Annotated in this window: 17 protein-coding genes; 9 read left to right on the forward strand and 8 right to left on the reverse strand. The window is 27.8% G+C overall.

The annotated features are described in order from the left end of the window. Window positions 1–222: 222 nt before the first annotated feature. Window positions 223–969 carry an acyl-[acyl-carrier-protein] thioesterase gene (locus I1A51_RS10850; protein ID WP_196893790.1) on the reverse strand — a complete coding sequence of 249 codons (747 nt, stop codon included), beginning with the start codon at window positions 967–969 and terminating at the stop codon, window positions 223–225. A 133-nt stretch (window positions 970–1,102) separates the two neighbouring features. Here I1A51_RS10850 and I1A51_RS10855 point away from each other — a divergent pair, with 133 nt between their 5' ends. After that, window positions 1,103–2,785 (forward strand): right-handed parallel beta-helix repeat-containing protein, encoded by a 1,683-nt coding sequence (locus I1A51_RS10855; RefSeq protein ID WP_196893792.1) that lies wholly within the window; start codon window positions 1,103–1,105, stop codon window positions 2,783–2,785. 65 nt (window positions 2,786–2,850) lie between these two features. Here the strand turns inward: I1A51_RS10855 and I1A51_RS10860 are convergent, their stop codons facing one another. Continuing rightward, window positions 2,851–3,237, reverse strand: coding sequence for a hypothetical protein (locus I1A51_RS10860; protein ID WP_196893794.1), 387 nt, complete (start codon window positions 3,235–3,237; stop codon window positions 2,851–2,853). 75 nt (window positions 3,238–3,312) lie between these two features. Continuing rightward, complete coding sequence (locus I1A51_RS10865; protein WP_196893796.1) at window positions 3,313–4,005, reverse strand: cyclase family protein; 693 nt, start codon at window positions 4,003–4,005, stop codon at window positions 3,313–3,315. Between the two features lie 532 nt (window positions 4,006–4,537). Between I1A51_RS10865 and I1A51_RS10870 the strand changes: the two genes are divergently transcribed. Genes I1A51_RS10870 through I1A51_RS10880 form a run of 3 tightly spaced genes read left to right on the forward strand, consistent with a single transcriptional unit; the run spans window position 4,538 to window position 7,557 of the window. Next, on the forward strand, window positions 4,538–4,891 hold the full coding sequence (locus tag I1A51_RS10870) for a 2Fe-2S iron-sulfur cluster-binding protein (RefSeq protein ID WP_196893798.1): 354 nt from the start codon (window positions 4,538–4,540) through the stop codon (window positions 4,889–4,891). A gap of 10 nt (window positions 4,892–4,901) precedes the next feature. After that, complete coding sequence (locus I1A51_RS10875; RefSeq protein WP_196893800.1) at window positions 4,902–6,311, forward strand: NAD(P)/FAD-dependent oxidoreductase; 1,410 nt, start codon at window positions 4,902–4,904, stop codon at window positions 6,309–6,311. A 4-nt stretch (window positions 6,312–6,315) separates the two neighbouring features. Continuing rightward, window positions 6,316–7,557 carry an NAD(P)/FAD-dependent oxidoreductase gene (locus I1A51_RS10880; RefSeq protein ID WP_196893802.1) on the forward strand — a complete coding sequence of 414 codons (1,242 nt, stop codon included), beginning with the start codon at window positions 6,316–6,318 and terminating at the stop codon, window positions 7,555–7,557. A 180-nt stretch (window positions 7,558–7,737) separates the two neighbouring features. Here I1A51_RS10880 and I1A51_RS10885 read toward each other — a convergent pair whose 3' ends face one another. Further along, window positions 7,738–8,541 carry an ABC transporter permease gene (locus tag I1A51_RS10885; protein ID WP_196893803.1) on the reverse strand — a complete coding sequence of 268 codons (804 nt, stop codon included), beginning with the start codon at window positions 8,539–8,541 and terminating at the stop codon, window positions 7,738–7,740. A gap of 9 nt (window positions 8,542–8,550) precedes the next feature. After that, on the reverse strand, window positions 8,551–9,147 hold the full coding sequence (locus I1A51_RS10890; RefSeq protein ID WP_196893805.1) for an ABC transporter ATP-binding protein: 597 nt from the start codon (window positions 9,145–9,147) through the stop codon (window positions 8,551–8,553). A gap of 126 nt (window positions 9,148–9,273) precedes the next feature. Here I1A51_RS10890 and I1A51_RS10895 point away from each other — a divergent pair, with 126 nt between their 5' ends. The 3 genes from I1A51_RS10895 (at window position 9,274) to I1A51_RS10905 (ending at window position 12,020) form a co-directional block, all read left to right on the forward strand. Next, window positions 9,274–9,975: a hypothetical protein gene (locus tag I1A51_RS10895; protein WP_196893807.1), complete on the forward strand. Its 702-nt coding sequence runs from the start codon at window positions 9,274–9,276 to the stop codon at window positions 9,973–9,975. Window positions 9,976–10,191: 216 nt separating this feature from the next. Further along, a complete protein-coding gene (locus tag I1A51_RS10900; protein ID WP_196893809.1) occupies window positions 10,192–11,223 on the forward strand; it encodes a FecCD family ABC transporter permease in 1,032 nt (343 codons plus the stop codon). Between the two features lie 2 nt (window positions 11,224–11,225). Continuing rightward, window positions 11,226–12,020 carry an ABC transporter ATP-binding protein gene (locus tag I1A51_RS10905; RefSeq protein WP_196893810.1) on the forward strand — a complete coding sequence of 265 codons (795 nt, stop codon included), beginning with the start codon at window positions 11,226–11,228 and terminating at the stop codon, window positions 12,018–12,020. 1 nt (window position 12,021) lies between these two features. On the opposite strand, the gene I1A51_RS10910 is transcribed toward I1A51_RS10905, so the two are convergent. Then, a complete protein-coding gene (locus I1A51_RS10910; RefSeq protein ID WP_196893811.1) occupies window positions 12,022–12,453 on the reverse strand; it encodes an SRPBCC family protein in 432 nt (143 codons plus the stop codon). A gap of 132 nt (window positions 12,454–12,585) precedes the next feature. Here I1A51_RS10910 and I1A51_RS10915 point away from each other — a divergent pair, with 132 nt between their 5' ends. Further along, a complete protein-coding gene (locus I1A51_RS10915; protein WP_196893812.1) occupies window positions 12,586–13,020 on the forward strand; it encodes a DUF6326 family protein in 435 nt (144 codons plus the stop codon). A 98-nt stretch (window positions 13,021–13,118) separates the two neighbouring features. After that, complete coding sequence (locus tag I1A51_RS10920; RefSeq protein ID WP_196893813.1) at window positions 13,119–13,853, forward strand: nucleoside deaminase; 735 nt, start codon at window positions 13,119–13,121, stop codon at window positions 13,851–13,853. A gap of 1 nt (window position 13,854) precedes the next feature. On the opposite strand, the gene I1A51_RS10925 is transcribed toward I1A51_RS10920, so the two are convergent. Further along, window positions 13,855–14,277: an START-like domain-containing protein gene (locus tag I1A51_RS10925; RefSeq protein WP_196893814.1), complete on the reverse strand. Its 423-nt coding sequence runs from the start codon at window positions 14,275–14,277 to the stop codon at window positions 13,855–13,857. Window positions 14,278–14,404: 127 nt separating this feature from the next. After that, window positions 14,405–16,183, reverse strand: coding sequence for a heparin lyase I family protein (locus I1A51_RS10930; protein WP_196893818.1), 1,779 nt, complete (start codon window positions 16,181–16,183; stop codon window positions 14,405–14,407). Window positions 16,184–16,275 lie beyond the last annotated feature (92 nt).

Genomic DNA, 16,275 nt, shown 5'->3' on the forward strand with positions numbered 1-16,275 from the left:
TGTAGAAATACAGCCTTTTATTTTTTAAAGAAATTTAATAATCTGAAAAATAATTGACTGAAAATGAATAATACTAAAAATAAAATTCCAAAAATAATTATAGAAAAAAAAGAAAATGGATGAATTGAAAAACGATATCCTGGTATTATTGCTGTATGAAAATCAAAAGAAATAAAACTGAAAATTAAACAAGTTAGAAGAATAGAAATGATGAAAGAGGTTTTATATTTTTTCATGTGTTTTAATTTTTGAAATAAAAGCAATTTTAGAAGTTTTTTCATTTTTACCTGAAAAAATCACTTCATCGTCATTGAAATTATGAAGGTTACTAGAGCAAACAATTGAATCTCCCAAGAAAGTTTCGCTCATAAAATTAACCTCATATTCTGCAATCGAATGTGTTTTATAATAAGAAAAAGGAATGGAATCTAAAATCCATTGTGCATATTTTATATTATTTACATGTTGATTTGCATCCAAATCGCTTATCATAACTTCAATAGTTTTTTGCGCTTCCATATCATTAGGAATTTTTATTTTATCAGCATAAAAATCCAAATGATAATCGGTTCTTGGTGTGAAATAACTTTTTACAGAATTAATTTCAATTGGTTTTCGATTTTCATCATCTAAAATCATCCAAGTTGTAGAACATTCTCCAATTTTCTCTTTTTCTAAATAAATCTCAAATTCACGAATTGCATATAAACCTTTTGTAGGAATTGTCCATGTTTTTATCGTAACAATATCATGCCATTTTGGCCAAGTTTTCATTTTCAATTTTTGACGAACCAAAACCCAAAAACATCCCATTTCTCTCATGGTTTCATAGCCAAAATTCAATTGATGAGCATGTTCTGAAGCGGTATCTTGTAAAATTCCTAACAAACCAAATAATCCTAATTTCTTATTTGTATTGATATTTATGCTTCGAATTTTATATTCTTGTTCAAAAATCGCTTTGTTCATAATGCTTTGGAAGATTTAAATGAAAAGTAAAAATAGCAATTTATGTTTGAAATAATTAATTCTAGGACTTGAAAAGATTAAAAATTATCTTTAATTATGCCCTTTGTTTAATTATTATTAAAAATTTTATGAAATGATGATGAGGTTCTTTAAAAAAAATAATTTATTTCTGTTTTTATTCTTTTTGTGTTTAACAAATTATGCACAAACGAATCTGTTTGTTTCCAATTCTGGAAGTGATTCTAATGATGGTTCTATCAATAATCCTTTTAAAACAATTAAATATGCATCTACGCAAGCATCGCCAGGTGATTTTGTTTATGTAAGAGGAGGAGTTTATACAAATGAAGATTTCGGTGATGCAGATTTTTGGGAAGGAGAAACGGTTGCTTTTATTCAATCTAATGGAACAGAAGGAAATTATATCACTTTTACACCTTATGAAGAAGAGGAAGTAATTATCAAATTTGACGGGAATTATGGGTTTTTAATTAAAAATGCTTCTTATTTGAAAATTATCGGATTTATTTTTGAAGGCGTTGCAGATGAAATTATCCAACAAGAAGCAGAAGATGCTTGGGGTTTGTATAAAGATGCGGATGGTGCTATTCACGATTTAAAACAGGAAATGGGAATTGATTTAAATGATTCATCTATTATTGGAACTACAATAAATAAACCTGCAACTCCTGTAGCAATTCGACCTGCAAAATTTAATGGAAGAGCATTAGTTGCGAATAAATCGCATCATATTGAGTTTTTAGAAAATACAGTTAGAAATGTGCCTTCTGCTGCAATTCGTGTGCAGCAAAGTGATTATGTAACAGTTTCTAGAAATATTGTTTATCATAATACTTATTGGACTTCTTTGGGTGTTGGTGCGATTACAGTTGCAGAATCTATTGTGAATCCTGAAAATGATACTTTTGATGGAATTAAAATTAAAATCACAGAAAATAAAGTGTATGAAAATGAAAATAGACTGATTTCTTGGAGTCCTTCAAAATCTTTTGTTCATTTTGTAATTGATGAAGGAACTGGGATTTTTTTAACTAGAAATGAAGATACATATTCGCATGGAAAAATGTTGATTGCTAATAATCTTTCTTATAAAAATGGAGCAAGTGGAATTGTTTGTCATTTAACAAACGATGTCATAATAGAACATAATACAGTTTATGATAATGGAGAAACTAATCATGGTTTAGCTGGAGGAATTGGTATAAATGCTTCTACAAATGTGCAGATTTTAAATAATATTTCTTACGCAAAAGAAAATAAATGGGCTTTAGGAATTTTAGCAGAACCTGTTCAAAATGTAACTTTTGAAGCAAATATTATATTTAATAATTCAGGTTTAGAAAATGTGATTAAAAATACAAGTCAAACTACCATCAGTGAAGGTTGGGAAGAAATAAATCCACTTTTTGTAGATGCAGAAAATGGTGATTTTAATTTACAAACGAATTCTTCTGCAATTAATAATGGTTCTCAAAACAGTTTACAAACGACAGATTTTAATGGTGAAGAAAGAGATGAAAATCCAGATATTGGTGCTTTAGAATATATTTCCATTATTTCTGTTGAAGAAAATAAAACCAATGTTTTTTCAGTTTCGCCAAATCCAGTAAACGATTACTTGCTAATTAAAGGATTAGAATTTAAGAAAGAAGAAGTGAAAGTGTTTAATATAATTGGTCAAGAATTATCAGAATTGATTCAAATAAAAAAGAATATAATAGATGTTTCAAAATTAGAAAAAGGAAATTATATTTTAAAAATTAAAGAACAATCATTTAAAATTCTAAAAGAATAATTTACAGAAAATAGATTTAAAAACTCTCTTAATTTAAATAGATTAAGAGAGCTTTTTATATAAGATTAAAACCTCTTCAAAAGTTCTTCTTTTAGTTTTGTTCGATCCTCTTTTTTTAAAGTTTGAATATTTATTTTATAAACAGAACCATTTTTTCTAGAAATAACTACATTTTTTTCATTTGGAAATTCTACAGAAGCAATTTCGTTTAAATTAAAAGTTCTAGAATTGATAATTCCAATTTTAAAGTAAATTTTCTCAGAAGTTATCTTTACAAAAGGAGTGGCAATTGACCAAAGAATATTAAAAATTAAAACTATTGCAACAAAAGAACTAATTCCAAAAACTTTATTTGTTGAAATATATTCATTATAGGAAATTCCAATAAAAACAATAGCTGCAATTGAAAATAAAACAGTGTACAAAGGATTTCTTTTAAAAATTTTGTCCATTTAATTTGAGAATAAAATTGTATATATGTTTCAAAGATAGAAGATAGAAAATAAAATAATCAGATTTTCATTTTTTTATTCAAAAACAGCAACAGCTCTTACAGGTGAACCAGTTCCTCCACGAATTTTTAATGGTAATCCAATAAAACGAAATCTTCCTCGACCAACTAATTTGTATAAATTTATCATGTTTTCATAATGTGTGAAATTCAATTCTCCACAAATATGATGTACTTCTTTATTTGAAACTTTCGGAACTCCAGGCGACATTGTTTCTACACCAAAAGCAGCTATTTCTTGCTCACCAAGCCAACGAGCTGCTTCAGCAGTAATTCCTGGTCCATTTCCCCAATTTTCTGTATTAAAATGTTTTCGATAATGATCTGTACAAATTAAAACAGTATCTCCTTTTTTGATTTCTAAATTGTCTTTTTTACAAGCTTCTTTTAATTCTTCACTTGTAATTAATTCTTTTAATCCTTTATGTGAAAAATCTAAACAAATTCCTTCTGTATAAAACATGGAAAGAGGCATTGTATCAATTGATTGCGATTCGTATTCTTTCGCCATGTGATTAATTGCATCCACATGTGTTCCTGTATGTTCTCCCATTTCCATTTTATACACACTTGGAGTTTGTGTTGTTGGGTTCTCAATTCCATCCCATTCTTCATGTGTATTATGAACAGTCATTTTCACTTGTGGTAAACTTTTGTATACGGGCATCCCCTCAAAAATCTCTTGACTTAAATCTATAATTTCGCTCATTTTTTCAGTTTTAATAGGTAGCAAATTTAGAAATTTAAATTAATCGTGCCATTTTATTTTAAGTAGATTTTACTGTTTCAACTGATAAAATAAATAAAGGAAATAATTAAAAATAGAAAGAAAATGTAATTTTTTTAAAAGCTATTTTTTAGGTTAATATCTGAAAGTGGAAAAGTTAATATTTGTTAAAATATCGGGTTATAATTCGATTATTCATAAAATATAATGCTAAAAAAGTATAAATATTTAGTTGTAGAAATTGCTAATAAAATCATCGAATTATGAAGTTTTCTATTTTTTAATAAAAGTTTTGTAAGGTTTCTTTATGTAAACTGTCTAAGTGAAAAGTATGTAAATTTAGTATTAAAAAATTGAAATATTATGAAAAATGTTTGTTAATATAAGACTTTAATAGTAGATTTAGTTACCGATAAAAAAATATTAATTAGTCAGAATGTCAATTTTGCATGATTACATAGCTATTATTTTGAATCAATCCCAATGATTTATAGAAAATAATAAAATCAATTATATGCAAACTAAAAACACAAATGACACTTTAACTCGGGTGAATGATGTATTCACACCTGAGTCGAACGTTGTACATGTTGAAATTGATAATATTCCATGTAAAGCGTATGAAGGCGAGTCTGTATTAAGCGTATTAGAAGCGCATGATAAGATTCAGATATCTAAGAATGACCATCAGCAAGTAGCAGGAGCTTATTGTGGTATGGGAATTTGTTTTTGTTGTACCGTTTCGATTAATAATCTAAAACGAAGAGCTTGTAAAACAATCGTGAAAGAAGGGATGAAGATTGATACCCAGAAGAACACTGAAGATATTGTGGAAGCTCAATTTTTAGAAAATATAAAAAATAATTAGAAAAGGTATCATGGAAACTAACAAAACAATAAGTATCATTGGAGCTGGTCCAGCTGGATTATCAGCTGCAATTCAATTAGCTGAGTATGGTATAAAGTCTACAATTTATGACGAAAACCCAAAAATTGGAGGAGCGATTTTTAAACAACCAGAAAAAGGTTTAAAAAATCATCCTTTAAAAGACGAGACAACATTCATTAAAGCAAAGAAATTATTTGATCAATTTGAAAACCATAAATCAGATATTACTTTGTCTATGAATACAGAAGTATTAGGAGTTTTTCCACTTACAAATGAAATTGGAATAGCTCAAGATGGAGTTTTCAGAAAAATTTCAGATACGTCACTTATTGTAAGTACAGGATGTTATGAAAGAGCGCAACCTTTCCCTGGATGGACTTTACCAGGAATTATGAGCGTTGGAGGTTTGCAATTACAAGTAAAATGTGGAACTGTAAAGCCAGGACATAAAGCTGCTTTAATTGGAACAGGTCCTTTATTATTAGTTGCTGCAAAGCAATTGCACATGTCTGGAGTTGATGTTGTAGCTGTTGTGGAAGCTGGAAAAAGAAAACAACTTGTTTCGAAAGCGTTTAATATGATTGCTAATAAAAGCCTTTTAAAAGAAGGTGTTGATTATGTAAACTATTTAAAGAAACATAATATTCCAATGTATTATGGACATGGAGTTGTTTCAGCTTCAGGAGATGGTCAAGTACAAAAAGTAGTTGTTGCTCCTGTGGATGATAAATGGTATCCAAACAAAGAAAAATCATTTGAATTAGAAGTGGATTGTATTGGAATTCAATATGGATATGTTCCAAGAATTCAATTTACAGATTTACTTCAATGTGAAAATTCATTTGATAAACACTTAGGAGGATCATTCCCACAAGTGGATAAATGGCAAAGAACTACCATTGAAGGAGTTTATAGTGCTGGAGATAATAGTGGCGTTTACGGGGCGGATGTAGCAATGCTAGAAGGTCGATTAGCGGCTTTAGGATATCTTATCGATACAAGAGTTATTACAGAAAGTGAAGCGACACAAATTGCTGCTCCTTTAATCAAAGAAGCACAACGTTATAAAAAATTCCAACACAGTTTTCATGATTTTTCTGGCTTAAAAGAAGGGCTTTTGTCACTACCTGAAGAAGATACAATTATTTGTAGATGTGAAAATATCAAAAGATCAGAAATTGATCGTGCTATTGAAGCAGGTGTAGAAGAGATGCCTGACTTGAAAATTAATACCAGAGTTGGTATGGGAGATTGTCAAGGGAAAATGTGTGGAAGTTTCTGTAGAGAATATTTAGCACACAAAAACCATAAGAAAGAAGAGGATGTGATGGGATTAAAACCACGTTTCCCATTAGCACCAATAGCATTTGAGTCGATTGTTGACAACCAAGAATTTTAACATCATGAAAAATAGTAATAAAGATATCGTAATAATAGGTGGTGGTGTTGTAGGAACAGCTATCGCTTATGAATTAAGTAAAGATAAAAGTTTATCTATAGCGATTGTAGATATAAAAAAACCAGGAAATGCAACACAAGCTTCAGCTGGTGGTTTGTGGGCAATTGGTGAATCTGTAGGTTTAGGATGTGGAGTTATTTTCTTTAAAACACTTTCTAAACAAAGACAAGAAGCGCAAGGAGGACAAATTGAAGTGCAACGTCCGCATCAATTACCACCATTCTTTTTTGATTTCTGTTTAAGAAGTAATGAAATGTTTCCACAACTTGCAGAAGAATTAAAAGATATTGGAGGTGTAGATTTTAAATTAGAAAAAACTGGTTTAAAATTTATGATGTATGATGATGATGATAAAGCATATGCTCAAAATATTTATGATTCTATTCCACATTTAAAAGATCAAATGGCTTGGATGGATCGTGAAGAATTATTGAAAGAAGAGCCTTACGCAAATAAAAATGCAACTGGAGCTTTGACATTCTTAAAAGATGATCAGGTAAATCCTTATTTATTAATGAATTCTTTTAGAGAAGCTGCAAGAGTTCAAGGTGTTGAAATTATTCATGCTGAGGTTAAAGATATCGTAACTGAAGGTGGAAAAGTTGTTGGAGTGAAAACAAGTAGAGGAAATATTGCTTGTAATACAGTGATTAATTCTGCTGGAGCTTGGGCGAAACAAATTGGTGAAATGGTAGATGTTTCTTTACCGATCACACCAGTAAAAGGTCAAATTTTATTAACGGAGAAAATGCCAAAAATATTAACGTCATGTTTTAGTACGAGTGATTGTTATATTGCTCAAAAAGACAATGGAGAAATATTAATTGGAAGTACAACAGAAGATAAAGGGTTTGATGTTACAAATAGTTTCGGACAATTAAAAGGATTAGCGGAAGGAGCTGTAAAAGCTTTCCCAATTTTGAAAAATATGAACTGTAAACGTTCTTGGACTGGTTTACGTCCTGGAACACCTGATGAAGTTCCAATTTTAGGAAAAGTAAGTAATGTAGATGGTTATATCAATGCTTGTGGACATTTTAGAACTGGAATTCTAACTTCTGCGATTACGTCTAAAATGATCAATGATATTGTTCATGATAGAGAACCAGAATTAGATATTACTCCTTTCTTATTAAATCGATTTGATGGAGCTGAAGTAAAAGGATATACTATCGAAACTGTATAAAATTTTCAAAATCGCTTGAGTTAAAATGCTTAAGCGATTTTTTATATTCTCATAGTTCATATTAAATTTTATGAGTTTAATAAAAAAATGTTTAGAACAAATGATTTAATACGAAAAGGATATTTTACAATTCAAGAAAATAATGGCTTATATTTTTAATAAAGAAGATTTAGAAAAAAATTAATTAATTTCCTTTACAATTTCATCTGATTTGAAATTATCATAGGAATCAAAAGCATTTTTATTTGCAAGAATGATACTTAAAAATAAGTTCATTGTACAACCAACAAAAATTGCAATCATAATTAAAAATTGATATTTAATCGCAATTGAAGGATCAACACCTCCAAGGATTTGTCCTGTCATCATTCCTGGTAAAGAAATTAAACCTAAAACTGAAATTGTAGCAATCATCGGATTTAAAGCTTTTCGAATTGCTGTTTCTAAAAATGGTTGTAATGCAAGTTTTTTATTTCCTGTGTTGGTGATTAAAAATTGATATAATTCTTCTTTTTCTTTTAATCCTTTATAATAAGAATTTAAACCGATAATATTATTATTCAAAGCATTTCCAAGTAGCATTCCAGAAATTGGAATCAAATATTGCGCATCAAAAATATATTTTAACTTAATAATATAGCCAAGGAAAAAAGCATCGATAATAAAAATTGTTGTAAATCCAGAGATAAAAAGGGGAATTGCAAAATTCTTCCAATGTAATTCTGCACGACGAATAGTGGTGAAAACACTAACCAAAAGCATTACAAGAATCCAAGCAGAATTAATCCATGCGTTGTTTTTGTCAAAAATCCATTCTAAATAAATTGCAACTAAAGTAAGTTGGATAATCATTCGAATTACACTGATAATGACACTTTTTATCAAGCGTATTTTATAAATCCAAAAAAACAAAAATGGAATTAATAAAGTTGCAATACTTATTAATAATTCTAGAAAAGAAAGGTCGATTATTTTTTGTTCCATAATTAAGATTTATAATTGAATAATTTTGTCAACGCTTTGTAGCCAAGTTTCATTATGTGAAGCAGAAATGAATATTTTATTCTTTATTTTTTTTATAAGTTGAATTAATAATTCAATTGCATGTTCATCTAAAGAAGAAGTTGGTTCGTCCATCAAAACAATTTCCTTATTTAAACTCAAACAAATTGAAATGATAATTCGTTGTTTTTGTCCGCCACTAATTTTTGAAAAATCTTTAGTTAAAAAAGTATTGTCTAAACCTAAATCGTTGAGGTAATTTTTTACTAAAGCAGTGTTTTTTTTGATTTGCATTAAATCGATTAATTGTTTTCCATTATAAACTGGAAGGTTGATATTTTGTGGTATCCAAATCAGTTGATTTCGAATGGATTTGATGGAATTTTTATTTAATGGAATTGCATCAAAAACAATTTGTCCAGAAGTTGGTTTCAATTGTCCAGCAATAATTTTCAGTAGAGAAGATTTTCCTTTTCCAGATTCTCCACCAATACAAATATTTTCACCTGATTTTATAGTAAAATTTAAATCTTCAAAAATTTTCTTTTCTTGAAAAGTCAAAGAAATATTTTCGCAATGAATTTCCATTTTTTAATGTCGTTTTCTTAAAGGTAGGGAAAATATGGAGAATTCGTTTTTAAGTAAAACTTTTTCAATGATTTAGTTATGAATTTCAATAAAAAAAGTAAATTCAATGATCTAAAAAAAATAATTATGAAATTGAATAATCTAATTTTTCTATGTGTTTTAGTTTTAAATTTTTTTCCATCAAAAGCACAAGAAAAAAACACAAACTTTAGAATTGTTGTAATAGGCGGATTGATAGTAGATACAGAAAATTTTTCCCCTTTAAAAGGAGCGAAAATTTTTGATAAAAATGAAAATTTACTTGGAATTACTGATGAAAAAGGATATTTCAAAGTGAAGTTGAGACAAGAAATTAAAGGGAATTTTTTAATTTATTTTTCTGTTAAAAAACAAAATTACGAATCAATTACGCTCAAAGAAAATTGGGGGAATTTCGGAAAAGATATAAAAGCAAGTTTTATTTCTGGTTTGAATAAAAAGAATTTTAAAGAAAAAATAGTTTTTACAAATCTGGAAATAAGTGAAGATAATTCTTATAGAAATGTAGTAAGTAAATTTAACGCTTTGAAAAAAATAAAATCTTTAGAAAATCGAATAAGAAAAGCAGCAGAAGGAAATGAAAAAGTTTTTTTCGAGATTGATGGAGCATATTATATTGTTTATGAGAAAAATTGGTTAAAAATTGAAACTAAAAATGAAATAGTTTCTATTGATAGAAAAATTACAATGCAAGCAAGTGAGTTAAATTCAAAAATCAAAAGAAGTGAAATAGTTTTTATATCAAATTTTAATAATAAACCCTTTAAGATTTTAATTAATACGAAATAAAATTTTCGGGATATTTTATTCTATTTTTAGTATATGTCAATAACTTTCTTGGATAGAAAAATGATAGAATAATAGGTGAAATTATTAATATTAACCATTTAAAATGTTTTATTTCAACATGAAATGAAAAGAAATTCATAGTTCTTTTTAATTCATTTAAATAAAAATTAAATTCATTTAGAAAACACTAAATTTGCAAAAATTAAACTCTAAAACTTGTACGCAGTAAAATCATATAAAATCACTTTTATTTGGATTAGTTTACTACTAATTTTTGCACTTTTATTAAATATCAGCGTAGGTTCTGTTACTATTCCTTTGAAAGAAGTTTTACAAATTCTAATAGGAGAGGAAAGTAGTAAAAGTTCATGGAATTATATTGTAACGAATTATCGTGTTCCAAAAGCAATTACCGCAGTTTTGGTCGGTTCTGGTTTGGGAATTAGTGGACTTTTAATGCAAACACTTTTTAGAAATCCACTTGCTGGACCTTTTGTTCTTGGAATTAGTTCTGGAGCAAGTTTAGGTGTTGCATTATTAATTTTAGGAAGCAGTTTTTTTGGTGGTTTATTTGGAACTATTTTACTTTCTAATTGGAGTTTGGCAATTGCATCTAGTTTTGGAGCCTTATTGGTTTTAGCTGCAATTATGTTTACTGCTGCAAAAATCAAAAACACCATGTCCATTTTAATTATTGGATTGATGTTTGGAAGTTTGACAAGCGCGATTATTAATATTTTATCTTTTTTTAGTTCGGCTGAACAGTTACAACAGTTTTTATTTTGGAGTTTTGGTAGTTTAGGAAATTTAACTTGGCAAGAATTAGGTGTTTTTGCGTTGGTTTATTGTATCGGAATTTCCCTTTGTTTTTTAATTATTAAACCTTTAAATAGTTTACTTCTAGGTGAAAATTATGCGAAAAGCTTAGGAACAAATATTCGTAAAACTCGAAATATTACGATTATTATTACATGTGTTTTAACTGGAGTTATCACAGCTTTTTCTGGTCCGATTGCTTTTATAGGTTTGGCTGTTCCACATTTGACAAAACTTTTATATCATACATCAAATCATAAAACTTTAATTCCTGCTGTTGCACTTTCTGGAGCAATTTTGATGTTATTTTGTGATACAATTGCACAACTTCCAACTAGTGAAAATGTATTACCAATTAATGCAATTACTTCAATTTTTGGTGCGCCAATTGTAATTTGGCTTTTAACAAGAAAACGTAAAATCAGTTATTAATTTTGAAAAACGAAGAATTACATAACGTGTTGCAATGTAAAAATCTTACGATTGGATATTCTGAAAAAAAGAAAAAAACAATCATAAGAGAAGGTTTGAATTTGAATTTACCTAAAGGAAAAATGGTTTCCTTATTAGGTAAAAATGGAATTGGAAAATCAACTTTATTGCGAACGATTTCTAAAATTCAACCTGCAATTTCTGGAGAAATATTTTTAAAAAATCAATCTTTAGAAGAAATTTCTGCACAAGATTTAGCGAAAATTGTTGGCTTGGTTTTGACAGATCATTTACCCCCAAGTAATCTTTCTGTTTTTGAATTAATCGCTTTAGGAAGACAACCTTATACAAATTGGGTTGGTAAACTTCATGAAAAAGATATTAAAATTGTAAAAAATGCGTTGGAAATTACATCGATTTCTGATTTAGCTGATAAAAAATATTATCAATTGAGTGATGGTCAATTGCAAAAAGTAATGATTGCCAGAGCAATTGCACAAGATACAGATATTATTATTTTGGATGAACCAACTGCGCATTTGGATATTCATCATAAAATAGAAACATTTCAATTGTTAAAAACAATCGTAGAAACCACTAATAAAACAGTTTTAATTTCTACACATGAAGTGCATTTAGCAATGGAACTTTCGGATATTTTATGGCTTTTTACTCCTGATGAATTTATCGCTGATACAACAGAAAATTGTATTGAAAGAAATGATTTAGAAAAGCTTTTTTCTTCTGATTTGATTTATTTTAATTCGGAATTAAAACAATTTCGATTACGAAAATAGATTAAAACTCCGTTTTTAAAAAATTTGAAAGCGATTCATTTATGATATAATTCCAACCTTGAATAAAATTTTCTGGAGCAAAATCTGGATTTTCTTTTGCAATAGTTTCTAATCCTTTATGTGTTAATTTTAAAATAGTTTTTTCGTTTTTTTGAATTAATCCAAAAGTCAAAAAAGTGATTCCTTTATAATTTTTATATTTCCATGAATACATTAATTTTTTCAGTGGAATCATTTCTAAAATTTCACAAAGATGAAGATACTTTACACCATCTTTCTGTCCTTCAAACTGAAATTTGCAACCAACTTCTAACTTAAAATCAGGAATATCAAAATACCATTTTTTCATTAATTCTTTATCTGTAATAGCTTTCCACACATTCTCTATAGAAGTGTCAAAAGTTTTTTCTATGTGAATTGTTTTATGTTTCATTTTAAAAAAATATTAGAATTTAAAGTTAAAAAAGAAATAGAGAGATTTGATTCTTGATAAAATTAAAAAGATGTAAATGTTACAAATTTCAATGTAAATCGTTGTATTGTTTAACTAAATAAAATAATATATATGAATAATAAAGAAAAAGTAGCTGTTTTAAATGATTTTAAAATAAATGTAAAAGTTAAATTAGGAATTTTATGGTCAGCTTTAATGTTTTTATACATTTATGCTGATTATTTTCGTTTGATGGTTCCTGGAAAAATAGAAAGTTTCATTGCACAAAAAAGTCCAATTGGCCCAACAACTCCAAATGTTTTAATTACATTTTCTATTTTATTAATCGTTCCAATTTTAATGATATTCCTTTCCGTTTTATTGAAACCAATTTTTAGTAAATGGTTAAATATTATTGTTGCAACTTTTTATGCTTGTATTTCTTTGTTGATTATTTTTACGAGTATCAAAAATGAATGGCAATATTTCTTTGTGTTGTTTAATATTGTGGAAGTTGTTGTTTTTGGAATAATTATTTTTCAAGCTTTGAAATGGCCAAAGAATTAAAAATAAATATTTGAAAGTTTAATTTTTAAACCTTTTTTTAAGAAAATAAATTTTTGAAAATCAGTAATTTTAAAAGAGTAATTCTAAATTATTTTGTGATGAATACTAAATTAAAATTATTGATTTTGAGTTTTTTAATTTTGATAAATTCTTCAATTCTTGCACAAGAAATTAAAGAAGAAAATCAAATTAGTCCAGAACAAGAAGAACTAGATCAATTTTTTATGTTGATGTCTATGGCAATGACATATAAGTTTTGGCAAAAAGAAGCAATAAATAAAAGAGGAGCAAATATTGGAGCAATTTTAGTTGATGAAAATGGAAAAATAGTTTCTCACGGATTGGATAGTGAATTCGTTTTAGGAAATAGAACAAAACATGCTGAAATGGTTACAATTGAAAGCTATTTTATTCGCACACAAAAAAATAATTTAGAAAAACTGACTTTATATTCTACGATTGAATCTTGTGCGATGTGTGCTGGAGCATTAACTTTTAAAAAATTAGAAAGAGATGTTTATGGTCAAAAAGATTCGATTTTTGGAAATGCTTTTCAGCGATTACAATATAATTCTTCAGAAGATGAAAATGGTTTTCAACCTTATCCAGATAAAGTAGAATTAATGCATTCGGAAATCTCAGAAATTAAAGAATTAGAAAAATTGCATGAAGAATTTGATTGGGAAAATAAAGCTTTACGAGATTTTTTGGTTTCAAAACCTGTGGAAGCTGTTTTTGAAAAAGCTTATGAGAAATTTTTTATATTCAATCCAATTTATCCAGAAAATAAAGAAATCATTGAAAATGCGAGAAAATATTTTCAACAATTATAAATTAAGACATAAACGGATTTGAGATGTTTTTCTCTACAGCATCTTTTAAAAAATACATTAAATGTCCCCAATCTGTATTGCATTTTGCAACACTTGGACTTCCGTCTTTCCAATTTGTATGCTCAAATCTGACCAAAGTTTTTCCGTCTTCGATTGTCTTTAATTTAAAATAAAGATACGTGTCTGTCCATTCCGGATTTTCACCAACACATTTATATTTTACAATTGTATTTTCAATTTTTTCAATCATTCTCATTTCGAAAACGACCAAATGATTATTGAATCCAAAAATAAAAAGTTTGTCTTCCAAAGAATAACTTACATCATCTGTCCACCAAGATTTAAAACCATCAACTGTTGTAATTTTCTCAAAAACAGTTTCAATATTTCCTTTAATTTCTATTTGATGTTTAAGTGTTTTCATAAGAATTTAATTTAAAATGAAATTCAACATTAAATTAAGGAATAATTTTTATCACTTCATTTTCAAAATATTAATTATATGATAAAAGTTTGAGAGATTTCATGTGTTGAAATCTCTCAAATAAGTTTTAATTAATATTTACATTTTCTACACATAAAGAATTTGAACTGTTTTTTTCATAAATCGCCCAATGATCAATTTTGGTTTCATTTGGTAAATCATTTCTAAATTTATAATTAGAAGCTTCTAATTGATTGTTGATAAAAATAGAATAAGTTTTAGAAGAAACATTAACTTCCAATTTTACTTTATAAGTTTGATTCGCGTTGAAATTTCTTAAATCCGTATATCCAGTTTCATTAAAAGCACTAATTTTTCCATTTTTAAATCGAACAATACAAGCATTTTCAGACCAAGTTGTTGGATTTCCATCTGCTAATGTCACTGTTGTATTGATATTTTGATTTTCTGGAGTAATGTCCCATTCTGATGAAAAAGTATTGTTTTGAGAAACTATTGGAAAAGATTGCCAATTAGTTGTTGCACAAATTGGATTCATATTATTAGAAGAAAGTTTAAAATTTTCTACACATAAATCACTAATAGAGTTCTTTTCATAAATCGCCCAATGATTAATTTTGGTCTCATTTGGTAAATCATTTCTAAACTTATAGTTAGATGCTTCTAATTGATCATTAATAAAAATAGAATAGGTTTTTGAAGAAACATCAACTTCTAACTTTACTTTATAAGTTTGATTCGCATTAAAGTTTCTTAAATTAGTATATCCAGTTTCATTAAAAGCGCTAATATTTCCATTTTTAAATCGAACAATACAAGCATTTTCAGACCAAGCTATTGGATTTCCATCTGCTAATGTAATTGTTGTATTGATATTTTGACTTTTTGGAGTAATATCCCATTCTGATGAAAAAGTATTGTTCTGAGAATCTATTGGAAAAGATTGCCAATTGTTTGTTGCACAAATCGAATTTTCATTCGTTGGATCTGTGGAATCACCATTGTTAGAATTATCAGAATTATCCATTTGCGCTGGATTTACTAAATCAAACAAGTTTGTTCCAGAAGCTAATTTTACATTGTCAAAGAAAACATCATATGTTTTATCATTATCTAAATCAGTCAGACAACCATTATAAATTCCAATTTTCCACATTCCATTTTCATTAGTTGTATAAGTTGTTTGTCCGGAGTGATTTACAAGAAGTTGGTTGTTCTTCCAAACTTTTGCAACTCCGTCATTTCCTTTTGAACGTTTAAAATGAATCACCCAATTATTCCAAGTTCCTCTATCTAAATTTCCTAGTGGAAAATTTGTTCTACCTGTATTTGATGTTCGAACTTCCAACTCAAGCTCTTGATGTTTATCAATATGAAATTTCATGTCCGTTCCATCTTGACCATTAAAAACAGGAATAATTTGTGATAAATTCATTCTTGCACTTGGCTGCTTATTTGGAAAATTATTAGGAATAAATAACCTAAATCCAATCCAAAAATCTTCTTTATATCCAGCTCTTGTTGTTGGAAGAAGTTCGACACGACGTCTTAACCCACCACAACTACTAGTTACATTACTTGTCCAATCATTACAATTACTATTATCTTCATCCATGATACTTCGAACTCTCAAAACTTTATTATTGTTGTTCGCTGGATCATTTTGAATTTTAAAACTATAATCATAGCATCCACCGTGATTATCCCATCTATCAAAAAGTTGATTTGTTGGACGTTCAAAATTGTCTGAAAAAGTTGTGGTACTTTTCGCTAAAATAGTGCTAGATTCATAATTTAAAACTGAATCGTCTTCATTTTTTTCACAAGAAAAAAAAGTTGTAGCAAGCAAACTTGCTGCTACATAATAAAATGTTTTTAATTTCATTTTAATTAAATTATTTGATTTGTATTAGAATTGAAAGCAATATTAAGGTTCAAAAAGTGGAAAAAAGTGTAGAATTATAAATCTGAACGTAT

The sequence above is a fragment of the Aureivirga marina genome (assembly GCF_015767265.1).
GTDB lineage: Bacteria > Bacteroidota > Bacteroidia > Flavobacteriales > Flavobacteriaceae > Aureivirga > Aureivirga marina.